The 18717-nt window shown below is 41.1% G+C and carries 23 protein-coding genes; 14 read left to right on the plus strand and 9 right to left on the minus strand.

Going from position 1 to position 18717, the window contains the following annotated elements:
* Positions 1-29: 29 nt before the first annotated feature.
* From ACJVDK_RS12915 to ACJVDK_RS12955, 9 genes are all read right to left on the minus strand, one after another.
* The gene (locus ACJVDK_RS12915) at positions 30-614 is read right to left on the minus strand and encodes a hypothetical protein (protein WP_443937078.1); all 585 of its coding nucleotides are present in this window, start codon (positions 612-614) and stop codon (positions 30-32) included.
* Positions 604-1164, minus strand: coding sequence for a hypothetical protein (locus tag ACJVDK_RS12920; RefSeq protein WP_443937079.1), 561 nt, complete (start codon positions 1162-1164; stop codon positions 604-606). The genes ACJVDK_RS12915 and ACJVDK_RS12920 overlap by 11 nt, the downstream gene beginning before the upstream one ends.
* Complete coding sequence (locus ACJVDK_RS12925; protein ID WP_443937080.1) at positions 1164-2786, minus strand: hypothetical protein; 1623 nt, start codon at positions 2784-2786, stop codon at positions 1164-1166. Before ACJVDK_RS12925 ends, ACJVDK_RS12920 begins: the two co-directional genes overlap by 1 nt.
* Before the next feature lie 52 nt (positions 2787-2838).
* Positions 2839-4095 (minus strand): minor capsid protein, encoded by a 1257-nt coding sequence (locus ACJVDK_RS12930; protein ID WP_443937081.1) that lies wholly within the window; start codon positions 4093-4095, stop codon positions 2839-2841.
* Position 4096: 1 nt separating this feature from the next.
* Complete coding sequence (locus tag ACJVDK_RS12935; protein ID WP_443937082.1) at positions 4097-5452, minus strand: phage portal protein family protein; 1356 nt, start codon at positions 5450-5452, stop codon at positions 4097-4099.
* A gap of 33 nt (positions 5453-5485) precedes the next feature.
* On the minus strand, positions 5486-5905 hold the full coding sequence (locus tag ACJVDK_RS12940; RefSeq protein ID WP_443937083.1) for a phage protein Gp36 family protein: 420 nt from the start codon (positions 5903-5905) through the stop codon (positions 5486-5488).
* Positions 5889-6245, minus strand: a complete 357-nt coding sequence (locus ACJVDK_RS12945; protein ID WP_443937084.1) for a hypothetical protein — start codon at positions 6243-6245, stop codon at positions 5889-5891. The genes ACJVDK_RS12940 and ACJVDK_RS12945 overlap by 17 nt, the downstream gene beginning before the upstream one ends.
* Positions 6239-7819 (minus strand): hypothetical protein, encoded by a 1581-nt coding sequence (locus ACJVDK_RS12950; RefSeq protein ID WP_443937085.1) that lies wholly within the window; start codon positions 7817-7819, stop codon positions 6239-6241. Before ACJVDK_RS12950 ends, ACJVDK_RS12945 begins: the two co-directional genes overlap by 7 nt.
* A gap of 145 nt (positions 7820-7964) precedes the next feature.
* Positions 7965-8396: a hypothetical protein gene (locus ACJVDK_RS12955; RefSeq protein ID WP_443937086.1), complete on the minus strand. Its 432-nt coding sequence runs from the start codon at positions 8394-8396 to the stop codon at positions 7965-7967.
* A gap of 184 nt (positions 8397-8580) precedes the next feature.
* Here ACJVDK_RS12955 and ACJVDK_RS12960 point away from each other — a divergent pair, with 184 nt between their 5' ends.
* The 14 genes from ACJVDK_RS12960 to ACJVDK_RS13025 all read left to right on the plus strand — a co-directional run bounded on the left by ACJVDK_RS12960 (position 8581) and on the right by ACJVDK_RS13025 (position 18716).
* Entirely contained in the window at positions 8581-9585 is a 1005-nt protein-coding gene (locus tag ACJVDK_RS12960) for an HK97 family phage prohead protease (RefSeq protein ID WP_443937087.1), read from the plus strand.
* Positions 9586-9635: 50 nt separating this feature from the next.
* Positions 9636-10667 carry a hypothetical protein gene (locus ACJVDK_RS12965; RefSeq protein WP_443937088.1) on the plus strand — a complete coding sequence of 344 codons (1032 nt, stop codon included), beginning with the start codon at positions 9636-9638 and terminating at the stop codon, positions 10665-10667.
* 72 nt (positions 10668-10739) lie between these two features.
* On the plus strand, positions 10740-11165 hold the full coding sequence (locus ACJVDK_RS12970) for a hypothetical protein (protein ID WP_443937089.1): 426 nt from the start codon (positions 10740-10742) through the stop codon (positions 11163-11165).
* Positions 11158-11676 (plus strand): CHAP domain-containing protein, encoded by a 519-nt coding sequence (locus tag ACJVDK_RS12975; RefSeq protein ID WP_443937090.1) that lies wholly within the window; start codon positions 11158-11160, stop codon positions 11674-11676. The genes ACJVDK_RS12970 and ACJVDK_RS12975 overlap by 8 nt, the downstream gene beginning before the upstream one ends.
* Entirely contained in the window at positions 11673-12179 is a 507-nt protein-coding gene (locus tag ACJVDK_RS12980; RefSeq protein WP_443937091.1) for a hypothetical protein, read from the plus strand. Before ACJVDK_RS12975 ends, ACJVDK_RS12980 begins: the two co-directional genes overlap by 4 nt.
* A gap of 4 nt (positions 12180-12183) precedes the next feature.
* Positions 12184-13428, plus strand: coding sequence for a DUF2586 family protein (locus ACJVDK_RS12985; protein ID WP_443937092.1), 1245 nt, complete (start codon positions 12184-12186; stop codon positions 13426-13428).
* Between the two features lie 4 nt (positions 13429-13432).
* Positions 13433-13861 (plus strand): hypothetical protein, encoded by a 429-nt coding sequence (locus ACJVDK_RS12990; RefSeq protein ID WP_443937093.1) that lies wholly within the window; start codon positions 13433-13435, stop codon positions 13859-13861.
* Positions 13862-13897: 36 nt separating this feature from the next.
* Positions 13898-14272 (plus strand): hypothetical protein, encoded by a 375-nt coding sequence (locus ACJVDK_RS12995; protein WP_443937094.1) that lies wholly within the window; start codon positions 13898-13900, stop codon positions 14270-14272.
* Between the two features lie 214 nt (positions 14273-14486).
* Entirely contained in the window at positions 14487-15089 is a 603-nt protein-coding gene (locus ACJVDK_RS13000; protein WP_443937095.1) for a DUF6046 domain-containing protein, read from the plus strand.
* The gene (locus ACJVDK_RS13005) at positions 15086-15391 is read left to right on the plus strand and encodes a LysM peptidoglycan-binding domain-containing protein (RefSeq protein WP_443937096.1); all 306 of its coding nucleotides are present in this window, start codon (positions 15086-15088) and stop codon (positions 15389-15391) included. The genes ACJVDK_RS13000 and ACJVDK_RS13005 overlap by 4 nt, the downstream gene beginning before the upstream one ends.
* Positions 15384-16373 carry a hypothetical protein gene (locus tag ACJVDK_RS13010; RefSeq protein WP_443937097.1) on the plus strand — a complete coding sequence of 330 codons (990 nt, stop codon included), beginning with the start codon at positions 15384-15386 and terminating at the stop codon, positions 16371-16373. Before ACJVDK_RS13005 ends, ACJVDK_RS13010 begins: the two co-directional genes overlap by 8 nt.
* Positions 16374-16375: 2 nt before the next feature.
* Positions 16376-18091, plus strand: coding sequence for a hypothetical protein (locus ACJVDK_RS13015; RefSeq protein ID WP_443937098.1), 1716 nt, complete (start codon positions 16376-16378; stop codon positions 18089-18091).
* Positions 18091-18474: a hypothetical protein gene (locus ACJVDK_RS13020; protein WP_443937099.1), complete on the plus strand. Its 384-nt coding sequence runs from the start codon at positions 18091-18093 to the stop codon at positions 18472-18474. The genes ACJVDK_RS13015 and ACJVDK_RS13020 overlap by 1 nt, the downstream gene beginning before the upstream one ends.
* Positions 18471-18716: a hypothetical protein gene (locus ACJVDK_RS13025; protein ID WP_443937100.1), complete on the plus strand. Its 246-nt coding sequence runs from the start codon at positions 18471-18473 to the stop codon at positions 18714-18716. Before ACJVDK_RS13020 ends, ACJVDK_RS13025 begins: the two co-directional genes overlap by 4 nt.
* The last annotated feature ends 1 nt before the right edge of the window (position 18717 follow it).

Here is an 18717-nt window from a genome sequence, read left to right on the forward strand (position 1 = left end):
GCCGGACAGTGTAAATTGTCCGGCTTTTTTTATGAAGTTAAAAATGGTAATTCGTTGTTTTCATTAGGTCTACTACTTTTTGAATTGCGGTATAGATTTAATTCAGGTTCTACCTCAATGGTGTTGCGTGTAATGTTTGTACTATTGTCAAAAATAGTGCAACTGTATTCCAGTACTGAAGTAATAATCATGTCTTGTTCTATATCTTCTGCATCGGTTACACGTTCTAGCGCGGATAGTATACCAGGAATATTTAAGCCTTGTAAATACAGGTTGGCTTGTTCGGTAAATTCAAAAAATTGCAAAGCTAAATCTTGATTGATGGAACCGCTAAAGCTATCCGAGTAGTTTTCAAAATAAATGTAAAAGCGCAAAATACCTTCGCCTTTTTGAGTATTCAAACCCGAAGTACTCCAACTGATTTGCCCAAACTCCATTAAAATAGTTGGAAGCGGTAAGGCGTAACTTGTTTCGGGGTTTAAAAACTGTCCCATTTGCTTATCAAACCATTTTAAAGCAGGAAGCTCCGCCGGGTATTTTATGTTAGTATCCGTATTTAGCTTTTGTGTTAAATGCTCCCCAATTAATTTATATATAATCTTCTTAACTGCCATTGTTCAATATTTTATAGAGTTCAGTTTCTAAGTAGGTGCTTATTTTTTTTGTTAAAGTGGCACTGTCGCCAATAAATTGCCGTTGAGGTATCACGATGGTTTTATCTTTTTTAAGTGCCAAGCTCAACCAAAATTTTGCTTGATCATTGTTTCTGATCCGTTTGTCTCCCCCTCCATTCTTATAATACATTACCCAAAAGAAACGACGCATTTTAGGGGTTAATTCAATTTCGCCTCCATTGTTGTGGATGTCGGCATACTTGATTGCGGAATCCACCCCAATTACAGCTTGGTTTAAGTCGGCTCGTTTAATTCGAATTCCTCGCTTTAGTACTGCCCGATCTACCAGTATTGCTCGTCCATCGTTACGTGCTCCACCCTTCCTTTTTTTCCATTTTTTTAAACCTGTATCAGTAAATCCCTGGTCGGTAAAGCTCTTTTTAAAAAAGGCTAATGCAATGGCAGCGCTATTTCTAATAAGCTGTAGCCTTGCATTTTTATAAGCGTTTACCAAACGATCTATTTCGTTAGCGTGCTGATTTGTTGGCATTAGTTGGCGCTTAAGGCTAGTTCGCTATCATGAACGGCACTGGTTAATATTTCGGTAATTATACGCTTGATGTCGCTAGCTCCAGTCGATTGTAAATTGGTAGTGCTGACGGTTAAATTTTCCACGAGCTTACCGATAGAAACCTGAACATTGCGTACTTGCTTATTGCTGCTTAAGGTAGTGCCACCAGTAGCTGCCGAAGCAGTGCTGTTTGATCCTGGTAATGCAGGATTGTTTTTATTAGCTGGAGCTTTTGGTTTGGCAATGGCATCCATGGTAGAACCTTCTTTTGCCTTTGCATTTTCTACCGCGCTTTTCGCCTTACTTGCATCCCAACCCTTATTGAATGCTTTTTGGATGCCCCCGCCTAAAATTTCTTCGGTTACCTTTGCCCCCTCATTTAAGCCTTCCATAAATAGACTCTTATTAAAGGTAAGTGCGCCAATAATGGTTTTACCTGTGGCCATGAATACACGGCCTAGAATTTTACCCACTTCAATTAATCCATCAATAGCCGCCCGAAAGGTTTCAGATTTATTATAAGCAATCATAAAGCCTGACACCAAAAGCCCGATGCCTGCAATGATAAGCCCAATTGGGTTAGCGGTCATAGCCGCATTTAAGGCCCATTGAGCAGCCGTGGCCAATCCCATCACGATGTTAGCTCCTGCAACAGCGGCCGAATTTAATACCCATGCACCCGCCTGTGCTAGCAGCATGGCGTTGTTAAACAAATAAGCAGTCCCAAGCCCGACCACGGCAATTCCCAAGGCTTCAAATACGACTTTATTTTCTTTAACCCACCCAACAATAGATTTAATGCCGTTCACGGTGTCTTGCATAATTACAATACCATTAGATTGAGCAGCTAAATAAGCGTCCAATACGGGTTCTAGGTCTTTCGCTAATCCGTTTTTAAATTGGGTTAATTGATCATTGATATTGGATTGTTTGCCAATATAAGTATCAGCCATAGCCGCCATGCTACCATGAATACCGGGTATTTTGGAAAGACTTAATAAGTAATCTTCTACTGCACTTTGGCTAAACTTCATGCTTTTGCTCATGCCGTTGTAGGTAAAAGTGACCATGTCTCCACTTTTGCTTGCACGAATACCAAATTCTTTTAAACGTTCAAATTCGCCCGTTTGTGCATCTATTACGGCTTCGGTTAATTGGTCAATACCTTTCATTTTGGCGGCTGCTATGTCGCCCAATTGGTTCATTTTATCAATGGTGGGGTTGAACCCCGAACCTTGAAGCTTAATGAAACTTTCGGTTAATTGGTCAACTTCAAAGGGAGTAATGGCCGCGTCCTGTTGGATTTGCTTAAATAGGTTATTCCCTTCGGCTTCGCCCAAAGCGTTTTTTAACAGGTTTTCAAAGCCTTGAAATTCTCCTCGTACTTCTATTAGATCGTCAGCTAAGGTTTTGATGCCAATAGAGGCAAAACCAGCCGACATGCCAACCAATAAACCATTTGCAGAAACGCCTAGTCCGCTTAAATGATTGTTAGTTTCCGCCACCTGCGAATCAAGTCCTTTTAATTCGGATTTAATTGCGGTAGCCCCACCTGTAGTGCCTTCTTTTAAGTTAATTATGTAATCGAGTCCTTTTGACATTGGTATAAGATTTGCTATATTTGTAACGGTTCGGGCGAAATCCCAGACCCTGTTAGGCGGTAATGTTTTTCATTATCGCCTTTTTTATTAATACTTTATTTAAAAACTGCTTTCTGCTTAACTTGATTAAACGGTTGTTCCATATTACCCAAAGAGCTTTAACATTGGGCTTTCTGTTTAGCCTGTTTTCTACAGCATCTGAAAAATCATTGATTGAAATAGAGCTATTAATTCGTATTGCAATATTATCAGCTTGACTTCCCCCTTTGCGTAAAAGGTTATCAATAGCTGATTTTGTAGGAGTGGAATTGACTTTAAACTCAAAAGGCTTTTTGCCAATTTCTGCATCGGGGTATTTTACGCCCTCCACATTTCCTGTTTCCAGTAGGGTTACTTTGTGTCCATTGTCTGCCAATATTTTTGCCGTATCAATATTGATGGATATGTCGTTTTTACGAACGTTATTTACTGCCTTTACATAACCCCCATGTTTACCCGTGTACAGATTAAATGTGTTTATTACTACATTTTCTGTTTGGGTAGTTTCATTTATAAAGCTTGTAACCTGTTCCAGTACTGATTTAGCGGCCGATTTAGAAACATTAAAATAAGGGTGTGTATCGGGAAAAATTACGCCTGTTTTAGCCACATTGGTTTGAAACATAGGTGGTATATCGGGCAAATCACTCCAGCCCGTCAACTCTTCATCAACGGCTGGTACCCACTCACAACGGCAACCCCAATCTAAAGGCGTATAATATTCATTTAACAAGGGGTCATCAATACTAACTACGGTGCCTTCCAACACTGCATGATCTGCCCGTACCCTGTTATCTCCTGCGGTTTCAAAGCGTAGCCTTTGGATGTTGTGGGCTTTAAAATCATTCCAACTGGAAATGGATTGAGAACAAGCCAATACGTTTGCATGTTCAGCAGCTGCATAGGTTTCATTATAGGTGTCGTTTATTTTTTTGATATCCTGAAACCATGTGTTGAAACTTTTATAAGATCCATTTTCGCTTAACAATAAACTACGGGCTTCGGTTAATTGAGAATGATTTTTGAATCCGCTAAACACCCACACGTTTTGTTCGATATGCTTAATGAAGCTGTCGGGCATAGCCGTTCCATCACCGTAACCTTGCCAAAAAGACTGCATAAACTGCTCCGCTATTTTTTTAGTCATCGCCTGATCTATTTGGCCTGCCTTTAATTTTCCTTCGTAAATGAGTTTTGCAACCCTGCGAAATTCAGGTTCTAAGCCGTCCAAGTTTACCGATAAATTGATGCTGTGGCATTGAATACACATATTATTGAGCGCTGTAGATTTTGGCTATATCGGCATGCATATTTAATATATTGCTAACCGACAAATTATTTGCTTTCTTGTTTTTTGCTTCGGCGTTTGGGTCGTTTAAGTCCGAGTTGCTGTCTTCTTTTGCCGCTGCTGCCGTTTTTATCCCGTCGATTTTCACCCCCAATCGGGTACTTACTTCTTCGGCATTTAATTGAAAACCCATCTCGTTGACTGTTTTGAAAACTTCTAACAGCCCCTTTACATCTTCGGGTACGTCAAATTCAAACCGATCGGTTAACTCAATTGGCCAACCGTGATAGGTGGATAGCTTGTTTAGAAGAATAGCAATTTCGTATTTGATGAATTTTTCATCGTCTTTACGAATTTCATCTTTGATACTTGCGTGTACCTCTGCTTGCGATAAACTAGCTCCGTCCATGGAAGTCATGGTTTGTCCAACGATTAGAATCGCTAAAGCTTCTTGCGCCATACGGATCATTTCGGCAAATACTTTAAAGGCATCTGTTTTCGCATTTTCCTTAATATCAAAGTCGGTGCCGTCGGGGAAAACACCATAGGCTCCTGTACTTAACTCACGTGCCCACTCTTCAATTTCAGCAATCACACGTTTATCTTGTGAGGCGGTTTTAACCGCAATAATTGGAATGCCGAAACGTTCTGCAAATTCATCCCAATTTTGCCAACCATGTTTTTTAATAATCCATAAAGGCACGCATTTATTTAATAGACCTAAATCATCTTTGCGGCCAATACTTATCACCCAAGGGGATATAGGTTCGTCCAAATAGCTTATTCCAGTAAAATCACTTTCCCAGGTCTTTATCATTCCTAACTCGGGAATAACATTGCGCCTCGGTATGAGCTCAACGCAATTGGTTAGGGTTGCTTGGGGGACTAAACTTTTTAAATAAATTAATGAATGGCCAAATAAGCGACTTTCCATTGCATAGGTTAGCACCTCGTCAAACCAACGTTGTTGAAAGAGTTGCGTTTTTTGATCATCCTTTTTGCCGTCAGCAGAAACAATTTTATTACTTCTGTTCTTAACGGGCATGATACGCTGATTATAGATTAAACCATAGATGAAATCATCATCCATCATATCGTCGAATATATCGTGTAAGCGAGAGCGATTGGGAAAGTCAGGATTTAAAGCACTTTGCTTTGATGCTATCCAATGCGAAATATCCTTACTATATAAGGATCGTTGTTGCTTAATTACTTGAACCATTACCGAAGCGGTGTCTTGCTTTTTAGGGCTTGATTGGCTTACAGTTTCGATTCGAATAGTTTGTTGCTTTTTAACTTTTGGGGCGTTGAGAGCGTTGAGAGCGTTAGTTTTCGCCATTTTAATTGGTTTTAAATGTTCTTTAAATGCGGTTTAATAGCGCCTTGAATACCGTTTGTTACTGCCTAGTTTTAAGGTTGGCGTTGCGTCCTGGTCATCGCTGGATAGCCTTGGTAAATTTGGTTCTAATTGCCCTTTACTTACTCTATTTAACCAGTCGATGGCTGCATCGTATCGGTCCTTTCGCATGGACGGCATTGCTCTAGTTACAATATTGCTATGTAAGTGGTATAGGGTAATGTCCACCATTAACATGATGATTTGAGCGTTTCGCTCTGCGCCTGTGGCTGAAAATATAACTTCTATATCGTAGCCGCGTGCGCGTAAATAGCTCGCTATTTCGGCTTCTGCCATTTGCTCACATAATTGTTGGCTGCCGTCGCCTTGAAGCAATACTGCTTTTACTTCATTACGGATTTGTGAATTATAATCTGTTTCAACTAGAAATGCCATTGGGTTCTCCTTTCTTAATAAGTTGGTCGTATTTACGTTTTAAGTCGGTGTATTGTCGGCTTAATGTTTCGACCTGCTTGCGTAAATCTTCTTTTTCTTGCATAATGCGCTGATTTTCTTTATGTAGCTCATTGTATTCTCGTCTCCAGTAATCCACGTCTTTTTGCAATTCATTTTGTCGGTTAATATTGCTAATAACCAAATCCTGCAACTGTTGAATGATTTTACTATTGGCATCTATTTTATCTTTTTTGGATAAAAAGAAGGTGTCTACCAACTTGCCGAAAAAACCGCCAGTAATTAATAAGCCGGTTATTTCTAAAATGCTTTGTGTTACCATGATGATTTTCGTTGTGGTCGACCTGTGTGAGGCTTCCAATTTCTTTCAGGTTTATGCTGGTCTAATTTTTCCCATGCGCCTTGGTCAGCATCGGGACTGTCGTCGGGCGTATTGTATCCGGGTTCAATTCCTTTTAATTGGTTATTGCCTTCAATCATATCGGTGTCGTGCATTTCAACGAGATTATAGAAGTTTTCGCCATTGCTGTAGGATGGCTCCATCTTGATAATCCGGATATACTTATTCTCTTTGTTGGTGTCGTCGACTAGTACAATTAGTTCTCTTTTTCGTTCCAACTTTCGACGTTTGTTGTGAGCCGCTAAGGCTTCTTGAATTGGCCGGTTAAAAAATTGCTTTTCTACATACCAAATCACCCCCACGCCAACAGGTAATTTGTCTTCGTATCGACTCATAAATTCAAAGGCGCTGATTAACTCAGCGCGTCGAACAAATGATTTTAGGCAGTGGCGCTGCCAATCCCCTGATGGTGTAACATAGCCGCCCCAAACCCTTACGGCTTTAAAATCCGATTTAGCGTTATTCTCAAAGCTCGGATCAAAGTAACCTATGATGACTTTATACTTATGAAGGTTATGCATCGCAATCCATTGAAAGTATTTATCCTTAAAAATGGAACCTTCGATATGGTTTTCGTGGAAAAACTCTCTTCGACCTAATACCCCCGCCACTTTTACCTTATTCATAATTTGCCCGTAGCTATAGCGTGGCCACGATGGCAAATTGGTTTTCGGATCGATAGCGAAAATTTTTGAATGGTAAATACCTTCACGCTTCGGAGCCCCCGGCTTAATGTCTCCGACCATGTGTGCCAATACACTTTGGGGATGAATTCTATTTCCTGCTATAACAAGCGTTCCCCCTTTTTTTGTGTCCAAAGCAAAATAAAGAGCCCCCATAATTCGCTCCACAATACCCTTTACTCGTTTTTGATTATTTACGATTTGATCATCATCAATATCATCTACTACGGCATAATTGGGGCGCTTTTCGCCTTTACGTGCTCCACGGGGAGTTTGATCACGGCCAATGGCTAAAAACCTAATACCGCCTTTGGTGGTAAAATCTCCATCCGCCCAATCCCCCATGTTGTATTGTTCGCCAAAGTCATGAATAAACAAGGCGTTGAATTGTAACTGGGCTTGAATATCGCCTAATAAAACGCAGGCAGCTTCTTCATTTTTACCCATCAAGATCATACCGTTCAGGATGCTTTTGGCTAATTTCCAAAGCGGAATACCCACGCAGGCGTGCACGCTCTTCGCATGTTCGCGAGGCCATTCAAGAATCGCAATTAAGTTGGGATCATCAATTGGTCTTGGTGCGCAAATTCGATGTGCTGCCTTTATTTGGAATGGCGCGCAATCAGTCGTTCCTTCATCGCAAAAAATGGATAAATACGTTTTGAAAAAGAAGTTATAATCGTTTAGGGCCTTTTTTTTACGGGTGCTTTGCTCTTCTTTGGTTTCAAAAAGATTGACCGTACTGCTTGCTTGTACCTGTTCACAAAACCGCTTCCAATCGTCGTATTGTATTTTGGTGATATTAGCGGCCATTATAATTTAAGTCTTTGCCAAAATTGGCCGTTAAAAAAAGCGGTTTGCGGAGGTACAGCCCGGTACCTTTTGATACTGGTAAATTGGTTTTCATTTGGCAAGCGGAATGCTCTACCATTTTCGAGAATGCGTTTTAGAATATTCATTATTGAGAGGCCCTTTCGGTAATAAATTGCTGTTGATACTTGTTGAACTCTTTGGCTAAATCGGGGTTAACACCGAAAAACCATGTGGTAAACTCTTTGGCACAATTGATATGTTGGCTTAGGGTAACCTTGCGGTTGCTTAAGCTTTCAATTGACTTGGCTACCTTAATAAGTTTGTCCGCGTCGATATTGTCTTTATCCTTAAATACAATGCGCTCAATTTTTAAATACAGCTCTGAAATGATGTTTTGAGCGGTAATATTTTGGGCTCCTTTCAGGATGTCCCAATTGCCTTTGTCTTTATGTGCTTTGAAGGTTTTTTCCGTCCAGCCAACAATCTCGCAAATCTGCTTTTGGGTTTTGTCGGTGTTCAGAAATAGGTCGAGCGCAATCGCAGTTTTTTGCTCGTTGTTGAGTTGTTTTTTGGCCATTTTGAGAGTGTTAACCCTGCAAAATTGCGTGGTTAAGCAGCCAATTTTTAACGGCCATTCACAGCATGTGAAGTATCTGAACCATGCTGTGACAAAAGCTTCACTTCATGTGAAAAGTGGTTTTTTTTAGCTCTTTTTTCGAACCAATTTTGGGTTCAATTAACGCAAAAAGCTTAAAAACTCGATGAAGAAAAGCACCAAAACTTTTAAATGTAGTGATCTAAGTCAGAATGTTTACGGAATGACGGTTAAAACCGAAGGTATTCGCATTGATGACTTTTTAAACAACCCTGTTTGTTTGCTAAATCACAACTACGATAAAGTAATGGGTGCCTGGACAGATTTAGCAAAGCTAGGTACAACCTTAAGTGGTGTACCAATGTTTGATACCGAAGACGAAGAGGCTAACAAATATTACGGACAGGTTGAACGTGGTGTTATTAAAGGCGCTTCAATTGGTATTATCCCATTGAAAGTGGTTGGCAACGAAATTACAGAAAGCGAATTACTGGAAATTTCAATTACTCCCGTACCTGCGAACCGCAATGCTCTTGTGCTATACAACACCAAAGGCCAACGCTTAAGTGCAAAAGAGGCTAAAGTTTATTTGCTATCAGTAGAAAAAACAGAGGATTTAACCCCCGAATTTATGAACCCAAAATTATTAGCGGCGTTGGTTACGCTTTGTGCTAATGCACAATTAACCGTACAATTAAGCGCTACACCAACTGATGACGAGTTGGTTTCGGCCATTACTGGTATTGGCAATAAGCTTACAGCTTTGCAATTATCAAACACACAATTAACAAGTGCAAATGCAGGTTATGTAGCCAAAGAGGTTGCTGCTAAAGAGCTCGAAAAAACCAATGTTATTAACCTAGCAGTAAGCGAAAAACGCATTACTGAAGCACAGCGCGAAACCTTTTCAAAGTTGTACGATGCGGATCCTGAATTGTGTAAAAACACTTTATCAGCCTTGGCCCCTGTTAACTTATCGGTTATTCCTGGCGCAAAAGAAGCTGCCGCTGCTGCCGCTGCTACGGATGAAAAAGCCAACTGGACTTTTGATGAGTACGCGGAAAAAGCGCCTGTTGAATTGTCCGCTATGCAAAGTCAAAAACCCGATCAATTCAAAAAATTATACGATGCGAAAGTAGCTGTAATGCGAGCTGCTGGGGCTATCGATTAAACAAAACATTTATTAACGCTCTCAATTATTAACGCTCTTAACGCTCTCTTATGAAAACAACCCTTCATAACATTTATGCTATAGCATTTAACTCCTTAATTGGTGTTTTAGTCGCTATGCTGTTCCACTTTTCGCCTATTGTAGGTGCAGTGGCTACCAACTTATTTATGTTGGTATTAGCTGTTGTTAAACAGTTTTATACCGGCAAACCTATTTTCTTTAAAGGCTTTGCATTTGCAGGTTTATTGAAAGAAATATGGATCGGTAAGTTGATGGAAAAATTCTATCCGGATGGTTCATGGCTTTTGGAATCCGAAGACATGAGTATGTGGGTGGAAAACAACACCATCAATTTAGCGGATATGGGTGCTGATCCCGAAGTACTGGTTAACAATACGACCTATCCAATTGAAATGGTGGAGCGTGCCGACGGTGCTTTAGCCTTGCCGCTTGATTATTTTGATACTAAAAACACGGTAGTTCGTAACGCAACCGCTATTCAGTTAGCCTACAACAAATTAGAAAGTGTTATCCGCCAACACCGTAATGCCTTATTTACGAAAAACTTGCAAAAGGCGGCACACGCTTACGGGCCTTCCGCTGATGGCGCCTATAAGCCGGTGATCCAAATTGGCGCCTCTATTATTGATGCCTTTATCGATGCCGAAGCCAAATTTGATGAATTATTAGTGCCAATTGAAGATCGTATCGTATTGTTAAATCCTAAGCACAAAGCAATGCTTAAAAAAGAGGATAAGGACATTTATAAAGATATTTTCGGTTCAAAAGGTTCGGGTACATTGTACAGTTTCAAAGTGTATTTAGGTACAGTAAACCCTGTGTACGATGGCGCAACAAAAGCGAAAAAAGCATTCGGTGCTGCATCCGCTGGGGGCGATTTACAAAGTACCTTATTCTATTCGAAAAAAGAAGTGATGCGCGCCGAAGGTACCTACGATATGTTTTCACGTTTAAAAGATCCAGAAGCACGTGGCGACATTGTCGGATTCCAAAAACGCTTCTTGGCCATGCCGATTCGTGATAAATACATCGGGGCTATTATTGGAAATGCAACTGCATAGGAAATAGATTCATAAATCAGGTGTTGGCGGGTTTCCTTCCATTTTTCCCGCCACATCTTAATATAGTACAACGTGAAAGATTTAAAAAAAATAGCAACAGAAGCCCTGTCGTTTAATACCCATCTCCAAGAAGTTTATGTGACCAGTGACGGAATTGCGTTCCCTGCGTTAAACGATGCCGTAAACCATGCTGTTAAGTTGGACGATAAAGAAGTCGCCCAGTTCGACCGTGTTACCGGTTCAGAAACCGAAATAGAAACCGAAAGCACGGTTCTTGCGGCAAAAGATGTGATTGCGTTGATTGAAAAGGCCGAAACAGAAGAGGTTGTATTGCAGATTTTAGGCGCTGATGAGCGTAAAACTGTTCAAGCCGCTGCCGAAAAGCAACTAGCCATTATCAAGCAAAATGTATTAAATGCGCAGGCTTATGCTGCTGATTTGGCAAAAGAAACGCGCGAAACCGAAAACCCAAACACAGCGGATTCAACCAATGAATAAAGCGCAAACTATCCTTTCCATCTGTTCACGACTAGTTGGCATCAAAGAGAAACCCGGTAATTCGGGTTTCTCTAATGCTGATTTTGAGCGAGACATGAAATTAATCGGCTGGTATGTGGGCGCCCCTTGGTGCGCGTTCGTGGTTCGCTTCATTCTAAAAGAAGCATACTACATGAATGCCGAAATCATCAAGGTGGTAAACAAGTGTTTTACTGGTGGCGCTGTTGATACCTATAACCGTGTGCTTAAAGATGGGACCTTTAAAACAGGGGCTACCCCAAAAGTTGGAGCGGTGGTTATTTGGAAACATGGCAATGGACCTACTGGGCATGCAGGGGTTGTAGAAAGTTTTGATTTAAAAAGCAACACGATGACCTGCTGTGAAGGGAATACCAATGCGGCAGGAAGCCGAGAAGGAAATCAATATGCCCGAAAGCTACGAACGATCACGCGCGATTTTCAGCCTACCGGATTAAACATTGTTGGTTACATCTATCCGTTAGAGGTATGAAAAAGATTGTAGCAATTCTGTTGATTGGAATGTCGTGTATGGCCTGCCGAATCATCAAACCCACCACAGAAGTGTCGAAAATAGACACTACTAGTGTTGCATACAAACAACAAAGTGTAGATGTGAAGGGCGGTAAAGTGGACGCCAGCCTAGACGTTAACGCTTTGATTGATGCGCTTACATCCTATAAACGAGATAGTGCAAATGCAGCGGCAGCTGGACATCCAATACCAGTGAAGCCCAAAACAACCGGTACCGTAACCGATGCCCAGGGCAAAGCGCAATTAACATATTGGGTAGATCAGTTTGGTAAACTGCAAATGAGCTGTGAAAGCAAGGATCAAACGGTCAATGTGTTGGTGGGCGAAGTAACTAGGTTGAGTAAAGAGGTAAGTAAAAAAACAGAGATAGCCTACCAAACACCAGTATGGAATTGGATAGCGATGAGCGTTTTAAGCACGCTTTTAGTGGTGGCTTTATTAATCATTTTTTTAAGAAAATAACAATATGGGACGTCCAAACGTAACAATAACAAAAAGAAATGGCGCTTTAGGCCGACGAAATGCAACGACCGATGGGGTATGCGCCTTGGTAACTACTGGAGTAGCCGTTGCAGGGTCGGGTAATTTGTCCTTAAATACCACCTACGCCTTAAAAAGTCAACGCGATGCGAACCGAATTGGCTTAAATGTGAATTACGATGCGACCAATAAAGTACTGGTCTATCATCACATAGATCGTTTTTTTAAACGCAGCCCCAATGGTACGCTTTATTTAATGGTGGCAGCCCAAACCGAAACCTTAAGTGATTTGGTTGATGTAGCTCAAAATTATGCAAAGGCTTTATTGCGTGAGCAAAAGGGCTTGGTTAAAGCGGTTGGAATTACCATTAATCCGGATGAACAGTACGAGGCTACTCTAGCCAATGGTTTAGATGGCGATGTATTTAACGCTGTAGCGAATGCGCAAGCATTGTATAATTCTGAATTTGAATTATTTCGTTACGCATCCTTTTTAATCGAAGGCCGTTCGTTTAACGGTACCGCTGCTGCAGCAAAAGATTTGCGCACGCTGAATGCTCCCAATGTATCGGTCACTATTGCAGCTGATCCTGCTATTAGCGGTATTGATCCTTTATACAATGGCTATGCCGCAGTTGGAGATGTATTAGGCTTGATTAGTTCAGCAGCGGTTTCGCAAAATGTGGGGGAACAAACACCAGACTTTAACTTAAATGATACAGGGCTAAAGCAGTTCGTAACGGCTGGGCTGAGTTCGGGTTTAGATATTTACTCGTATGGGGATGAAGATTTGGATGCCTTGGATGAAAAAGGCTACATTTTCCCAACAGCTGTAGCAGGATTGGATGGTTTTTATTTAAACGACAGTCATACCTGTAGCGAGCTAGAGGATAATGACTTTGCATACATCGAAAATAATCGAACCATTGAGAAAGCAATTTTTCTAGCAAGACAAGCGATTTTACCACAAGTTAAAAGTCGTTTAAAGGTTGATCCCGACACAGGCTACTTGCAAGACGATGTGCTAAAAGCACTGGAAGCGGCAGGGATTAAATCAATCGAGCCGATGCAAAAAGACGGAGATATTAGCGGGGGCATTGACTGTTATATTGAACCCGAACAAAATTTGCTTAGCTCATCCGAATTAAACGTTGAACTATCCTTTGTGCCGGTCGCAATCGGTCGACAAATTAATATATCAATTGGATTTTTAAACCCATTTAAAGCCTAGAATCATGGTTGAAACCGCAATTAATGGAGAAATATTCTCATGGAGTAACATTCGTTTATTCTTACTAGGCCGAAGCGTAGTAGGATTAAAAGCCATCGATTACAAAGATGGTGTCGAAGTAAAAGGCGTGAAAGGTCGTGGAATGAAAGATATTGGTTTTGTTCGTGGCAATTATAATGCTTCGGGTAAAGTCACTTTTGAAATGGCTGAAGTGGAAGCTTTAAACGCTTCTATGCCTGCTGGTACAAGTATATATGACTTGTCGCCCTTCGATATTACCGTATGTTACCGCAATAACTCAAACAGATTAGTTACCCACGTATTAAAGAACTGTTTGTTTACCGAGCAATCCCGTTCAGGTAAAGCAGGCGAAGTAAAGGAATTCGAGGTAGAACTTCCTATATACATTGGAGAGATTAACTGGAACGCATAATTACAGCCCCGAAAGGGGCTTTATCTAAATTAAAACATGGCAAAACAAAACGAAAAAAACTCGGTAGGCGAAATTGATTTAACGCCTAACCCAAACCACATTGGCGAAGTAAGCCAAAATGTGCTAGACAACTGGAAGCAAAAGTACGATGAGGTAACCATTATCGAGGTTGACTTGGGTAACGGCAAAAAATCGATTGGTTATTACAAAAAGCCTACTAGAGCCATTGTCGCCAACTGTGTAAACGATGCGACCGCGGGCAAGCATTTTGAAGCACGTGAATTTTTAGCGCAAAATACTTGGCTGGGTGGAGACGGAGCGCAACAAACCAATGATGACATTGCGATTCCGGCACAAACACAGCTTTGGGCATCCTTAAATTTTTACAAGGCAGCTTCGAGGAAATTCTAACCCTTCGAGCTGCCATTCCTTCGGGCAAAGGGAAAGATTTGCCTAGAAAAATATCCGCCTTACTTCGCTTTCATTTTAAAGTAGATCCCGAAGGTTTGACGGATAGTGAATATTCTGAATTATGGCAGCAATTGCGCTGGGTGCTTGATTTTGAAGCCCGTCGTAATTCTGCGGATAGCAAGGATCAAAAAATACATATTTAACCGCTATTATCATGTCGAAATTCAACAGCTTTAACCTTGCAGACTTATACCAAAAAGCTTTTGGTGTTAAAGGTGTTCGTTTTGCCATAACCACCCCGGAGAAAGAACAAGCTGCTATCCATTATAGCAGCTTGAACGTTCCGGATGTTTTGCAAGCGCCTGTGCAAAGTGTTTTAGGTACCCCGATTTATGAGTTAATCACGCTAAAAGATGGGGACTTGGAATATACCTTCCCGGATTGGCCTTTAATTGATGTAGCCTTTTCGAAAAACATTATCAAAACCCCTTTAAAGGGGTATAATGGAACCGTTAAAGAATTCATCAATATAGATGATTATCAAATTCAAATTCGTGGGATTTTAATTAATTACGTGAATGATGAATATCCGCTTGATTTGCTGGATAAGTTAAAAAGAATCTGCTCCATTAATAAAGAATTACAGGTAACTTCTCCAGTACTCAATCAATTAGATATTCACAATTTAGTGATTACCGATGTACGGTATCCGGAAGTCGAGGGATACAATCACATTCAGCCTTTTGTTATTCAAGCATTAAGCGACGAGCCCATAGAGTTAATCATTCAAGCGGCCCAAATACTTAAAGGCTTATGATAATTACAGTTCAATCAGGGCAAACGCTAATGGATATAGCGGTGCAATATTATGGGAGTGCGAATGGATTAATCGAATTAACACAGGATAACGGGTTAACGCTAAGTGATGAAGTTTTCCCGGGACAATCTTTAACGATTCGTGAAACAATACCGACTAATTCAGTTGGTTTATTTGCTGATTACCTAGCGGAAACTAAAACGGTAATAGTAAGTAATCAAGCAGAAACAAACTTTGAGGTACTGGCCACTAATGATGAGGAAGGTATAAGCGATAACGATAACAACGCAATACATGTTTAATTTAAAAAAGATATACGAACTAATTGCGGGTGCATCTTTGAATGATGCGCACGAATTTCCTGTAAGCGAAGGTAGCGGACCAGGACTAACAAAACGGTACACCATTGGCCAGTTAAAAGCACATCTTTGGGCGTACATTCAAACCCAAATCGGAACCATTACTAAAGGCGATACAGGACCGCAAGGTGCTGCAGGTGTTCAAGGTATTCAGGGCACCAAAGGAGACAAGGGGGACAAAGGCGACAAAGGGGATCAAGGAATAAAAGGCGATTTAGGGCAGCAAGGGGCACAAGGTATTCAAGGTCCCAAAGGGGATAAAGGCGATAAGGGGGATACTGGTGCGCAAGGGGTGCAAGGCGTTGGAGGCTTGCCGGGCGTAAATACTTGGGGCGATATTGACGGCTCTATTGAAAACCAAACGGATTTACAAGGAGCCTTGGATAGTAAGCTAGATAAAGCCGATTATAACGAATATTTTCGGGGTAAATTCCCCTCACTAGCAGCCTTGGAAGCTGTAGAATTTTATCCACCCTTAAAAGCTGGAGATAACGCCCAGGTAGATGAAGGCGATGCCGATTTAGTACGTAACTACAATTGGGATGCCGACAATTTAGTTTGGGTAATTGGTGGATATGGCAGTGCCGCTTCCAACACCGACCAACTTCCTGAAGGAGCTAACAATTTGTATTTTACAACCGCCCGAATGACAGCAGCTGTGAACGAGGCCAAAAAGACATTCGAGAAAGGTATGTATGTGTACGCCAAATTAGAGGTTTTTTTTCCTATGGCTACAGCTGGGCAAATTATTAGTGTTGTTGGAGATGGATTAAATACCATCCGCTTGAAAAAAAACGCATCAGGAACGTACTCAACCGCCTTGCCGATAAACTACAGTGCAGGCGATCGTATTTATGTGTCATACAACTATACCGACGCTATTAATAGCGAAGGGTCAATCATTTTAATCGGAAAAGACAATTAACTATGGCAACTTATAATTGGAAATTAACGTCTGGAGTTGGTATATCCATCTTACCTTACGGTAGCGGAGGAGGATTAACAATAGCCTCAAGTCCGGACAGCGTAAAACCATCTAATGTCGCATATGTTGCAATATGGGGCAATGATGCGACGGGTAATGGAAGTAGACTTTACCCTTATAGATCAATCAGCAGAGCAGGAACAAATTATGGTACTGTGATAGTCGGTACGGGCGTATACCGTGAAGGTAATTTAGGTAACTTAACTATTGTAGCGGATGGAAATGTTCTCCTTGACGGTACTGGTTATTCTTATATTGGCTCGGCTATCACGGCTAAAGGAATCAAATTTAAAAACTTCCAAGCCATGACCTTCAGTTATTGTCTTGCAGACTCGTGTACCTTTTCAGAAATGGGTGGAGATAATGCTGCGCAATCGGCAATGTATTATAACTGTACATTTATTCGAATTAATGGCTTATTGGGTATTCAACGCTCATCAACAGGCGAGACTCAAAACAATACCTATATCCAGTGTTACGATGTCCGAATAGCTGGCTTTGCAACATATTCGCTGTGGAAAAACATTTTTTACCAATCGAATCTTACATTTTCCTCAGCTACTGCTCCTAGTATAAGTTATTCGTTGTTTTATCAATGTAACTATCGTTTTGCAGCCCCAGCATCCACTCCAAGTGTTAAATATCCATCCGTGCCGTCGGGATATTCACAGCTAAACTCATTGTCTGAGTTAATTTCTGCAAGTACTACCGGTTACCCAACTTCAATATTTAATTTCCCGAACTGCTATGTTGGAGATCCTTTGTTTAACAATGCGCCAATAGATGATTATTCATTAGCATTTTTAAGTCCTGCTAAAAACCTATCTTATTTCGGTACATATGTAGGCGCAAACTGCATCTCAACTAAAATCAATGCGGCAGCGACAGAAACTGCCGGGGGTTTTCACTTTGCGTCAAAAGTAAACCTAAATATCGCCAACGACTCTATTACTGTGATCGATCCGTCACTGGAAGCTTCGGTAAACACCAAAGTAATACCTAACCTAACGCAACGCGAACTCCAACGCGCTTTAATGTTTGGTTTCAATGCGGACCGTAACGGAAAATACGTTGACAGTACGGCTGATTTAGCTACAGTAACTATTGCCCCTGGAACAGCTTTAGCTGTAAGTACACCTTACCTTGTGGAAGTGGCAGCCATTACCTACAATGGCATAACCTATCAACCAGGAAGCCGCTTTACAACTTCAACAGTAACGGCATTTACAAGCGCATCGGGAGGAGTATGCCGTGAAATTTTGGAAGCCTCGGGACGAAATACCCTGCTCGCTCGATTCTCCGATGGAGGCGCTGCTGTAGCCGCAGGCGAAGCATTGGTAGTTGGGAATTGGTATTATGTTACGGGTACTGTTACCTATAACTCGGTAGATTATACAAATACTGTTTTTTATGCTGCCGATACAAATACTTTTTCTGGTACGGGCTCCGTAATTGTTGCGATGACGAATAAAACATGGAATCATTTTGAATTTGGGGCGAAGTTCAGCAGTAACAATGTTGGAGATGCGCGTTTAGGCGATATCGTTCGCGGAAATGGTGATCCTGATTATGTGCGTGGGACTGGAAAGGAATTTCCAATTAACGCCCGTTTTATCCAGTTGCGATTCATTTTTCAACCGAATAACTTAAAGCCATAATGTACAGCGTAGTAAGTGGTGAACTTTTAAATGGTGTTTTGTACACGGTCGCTGGAGAACAGTCGGTCGTGTACAATGGCGCTACCTATTCCGCTGGGCAAAGCTTTCGGGCTACATCGGTAAAAACATTTACTTATTCTGGAGCAGGAACGCAGCTGCTGTACGAAGTAACCGAAATAACAGGCTTTGCCTTGGAGCTTGTTCAAGATCCTGCCGATGCGCAATTTGAAGCTGCAGCACCAGTTTTATATGGATTTGCATTAGAATTTGAGTTGAATGATGCTGATAAGGTATTTAATGAAACAACCGAAATTAAAGGTTTCGCCCTTGAGTTAGTTGACTTCCCAATTTTTGTATTTAACATCATTACAAGAAGATTATGATTAACTGGTTATTAAAAACTTTCGAAGATGACAAAGGTGCGCCTGATCATAAGCGAATGACTGGATTTGCTTTTTGCACACTAATCGCCTATATGGTGGTGTGTGATAAAATTGATGGGTTTGTAAAGTTGTACGCGTTTTTGGGCTTAATTGTGGCGGTTTTAGTCCTTTATGGAATTGTCAAATCGCAAGATATAGTGGAGTTTAAAAACGGTAATAAACAACATTTAAACGATAAATAAA

The sequence above is a fragment of the Pedobacter paludisoli genome (assembly GCF_052344095.1).
Lineage (GTDB): Bacteria > Bacteroidota > Bacteroidia > Sphingobacteriales > Sphingobacteriaceae > Pedobacter.

Excerpts from the sequence above, each read along its gene's own strand:
- ACJVDK_RS12915 (WP_443937078.1), bottom strand. The coding sequence starts at position 614 with ATGGCAGTTAAGAAGATTATATATAAATTAATTGGGGAGCATTTAACA.
- ACJVDK_RS12920 (WP_443937079.1), bottom strand. The coding sequence starts at position 1,164 with ATGCCAACAAATCAGCACGCTAACGAAATAGATCGTTTGGTAAACGCT.
- ACJVDK_RS12925 (WP_443937080.1), bottom strand. The coding sequence starts at position 2,786 with ATGTCAAAAGGACTCGATTACATAATTAACTTAAAAGAAGGCACTACA.
- ACJVDK_RS12930 (WP_443937081.1), bottom strand. The coding sequence starts at position 4,095 with ATGTGTATTCAATGCCACAGCATCAATTTATCGGTAAACTTGGACGGC.
- ACJVDK_RS12935 (WP_443937082.1), bottom strand. The coding sequence starts at position 5,452 with ATGGCGAAAACTAACGCTCTCAACGCTCTCAACGCCCCAAAAGTTAAA.
- ACJVDK_RS12940 (WP_443937083.1), bottom strand. The coding sequence starts at position 5,905 with ATGGCATTTCTAGTTGAAACAGATTATAATTCACAAATCCGTAATGAA.
- ACJVDK_RS12945 (WP_443937084.1), bottom strand. The coding sequence starts at position 6,245 with ATGGTAACACAAAGCATTTTAGAAATAACCGGCTTATTAATTACTGGC.
- ACJVDK_RS12950 (WP_443937085.1), bottom strand. The coding sequence starts at position 7,819 with ATGGCCGCTAATATCACCAAAATACAATACGACGATTGGAAGCGGTTT.
- ACJVDK_RS12955 (WP_443937086.1), bottom strand. The coding sequence starts at position 8,396 with ATGGCCAAAAAACAACTCAACAACGAGCAAAAAACTGCGATTGCGCTC.
- ACJVDK_RS12960 (WP_443937087.1), top strand. The coding sequence starts at position 8,581 with ATGAAGAAAAGCACCAAAACTTTTAAATGTAGTGATCTAAGTCAGAAT.
- ACJVDK_RS12965 (WP_443937088.1), top strand. The coding sequence starts at position 9,636 with ATGAAAACAACCCTTCATAACATTTATGCTATAGCATTTAACTCCTTA.
- ACJVDK_RS12975 (WP_443937090.1), top strand. The coding sequence starts at position 11,158 with ATGAATAAAGCGCAAACTATCCTTTCCATCTGTTCACGACTAGTTGGC.
- ACJVDK_RS12980 (WP_443937091.1), top strand. The coding sequence starts at position 11,673 with ATGAAAAAGATTGTAGCAATTCTGTTGATTGGAATGTCGTGTATGGCC.
- ACJVDK_RS12985 (WP_443937092.1), top strand. The coding sequence starts at position 12,184 with ATGGGACGTCCAAACGTAACAATAACAAAAAGAAATGGCGCTTTAGGC.
- ACJVDK_RS12990 (WP_443937093.1), top strand. The coding sequence starts at position 13,433 with ATGGTTGAAACCGCAATTAATGGAGAAATATTCTCATGGAGTAACATT.
- ACJVDK_RS12995 (WP_443937094.1), top strand. The coding sequence starts at position 13,898 with ATGGCAAAACAAAACGAAAAAAACTCGGTAGGCGAAATTGATTTAACG.
- ACJVDK_RS13000 (WP_443937095.1), top strand. The coding sequence starts at position 14,487 with ATGTCGAAATTCAACAGCTTTAACCTTGCAGACTTATACCAAAAAGCT.
- ACJVDK_RS13005 (WP_443937096.1), top strand. The coding sequence starts at position 15,086 with ATGATAATTACAGTTCAATCAGGGCAAACGCTAATGGATATAGCGGTG.
- ACJVDK_RS13010 (WP_443937097.1), top strand. The coding sequence starts at position 15,384 with ATGTTTAATTTAAAAAAGATATACGAACTAATTGCGGGTGCATCTTTG.
- ACJVDK_RS13015 (WP_443937098.1), top strand. The coding sequence starts at position 16,376 with ATGGCAACTTATAATTGGAAATTAACGTCTGGAGTTGGTATATCCATC.
- ACJVDK_RS13020 (WP_443937099.1), top strand. The coding sequence starts at position 18,091 with ATGTACAGCGTAGTAAGTGGTGAACTTTTAAATGGTGTTTTGTACACG.
- ACJVDK_RS13025 (WP_443937100.1), top strand. The coding sequence starts at position 18,471 with ATGATTAACTGGTTATTAAAAACTTTCGAAGATGACAAAGGTGCGCCT.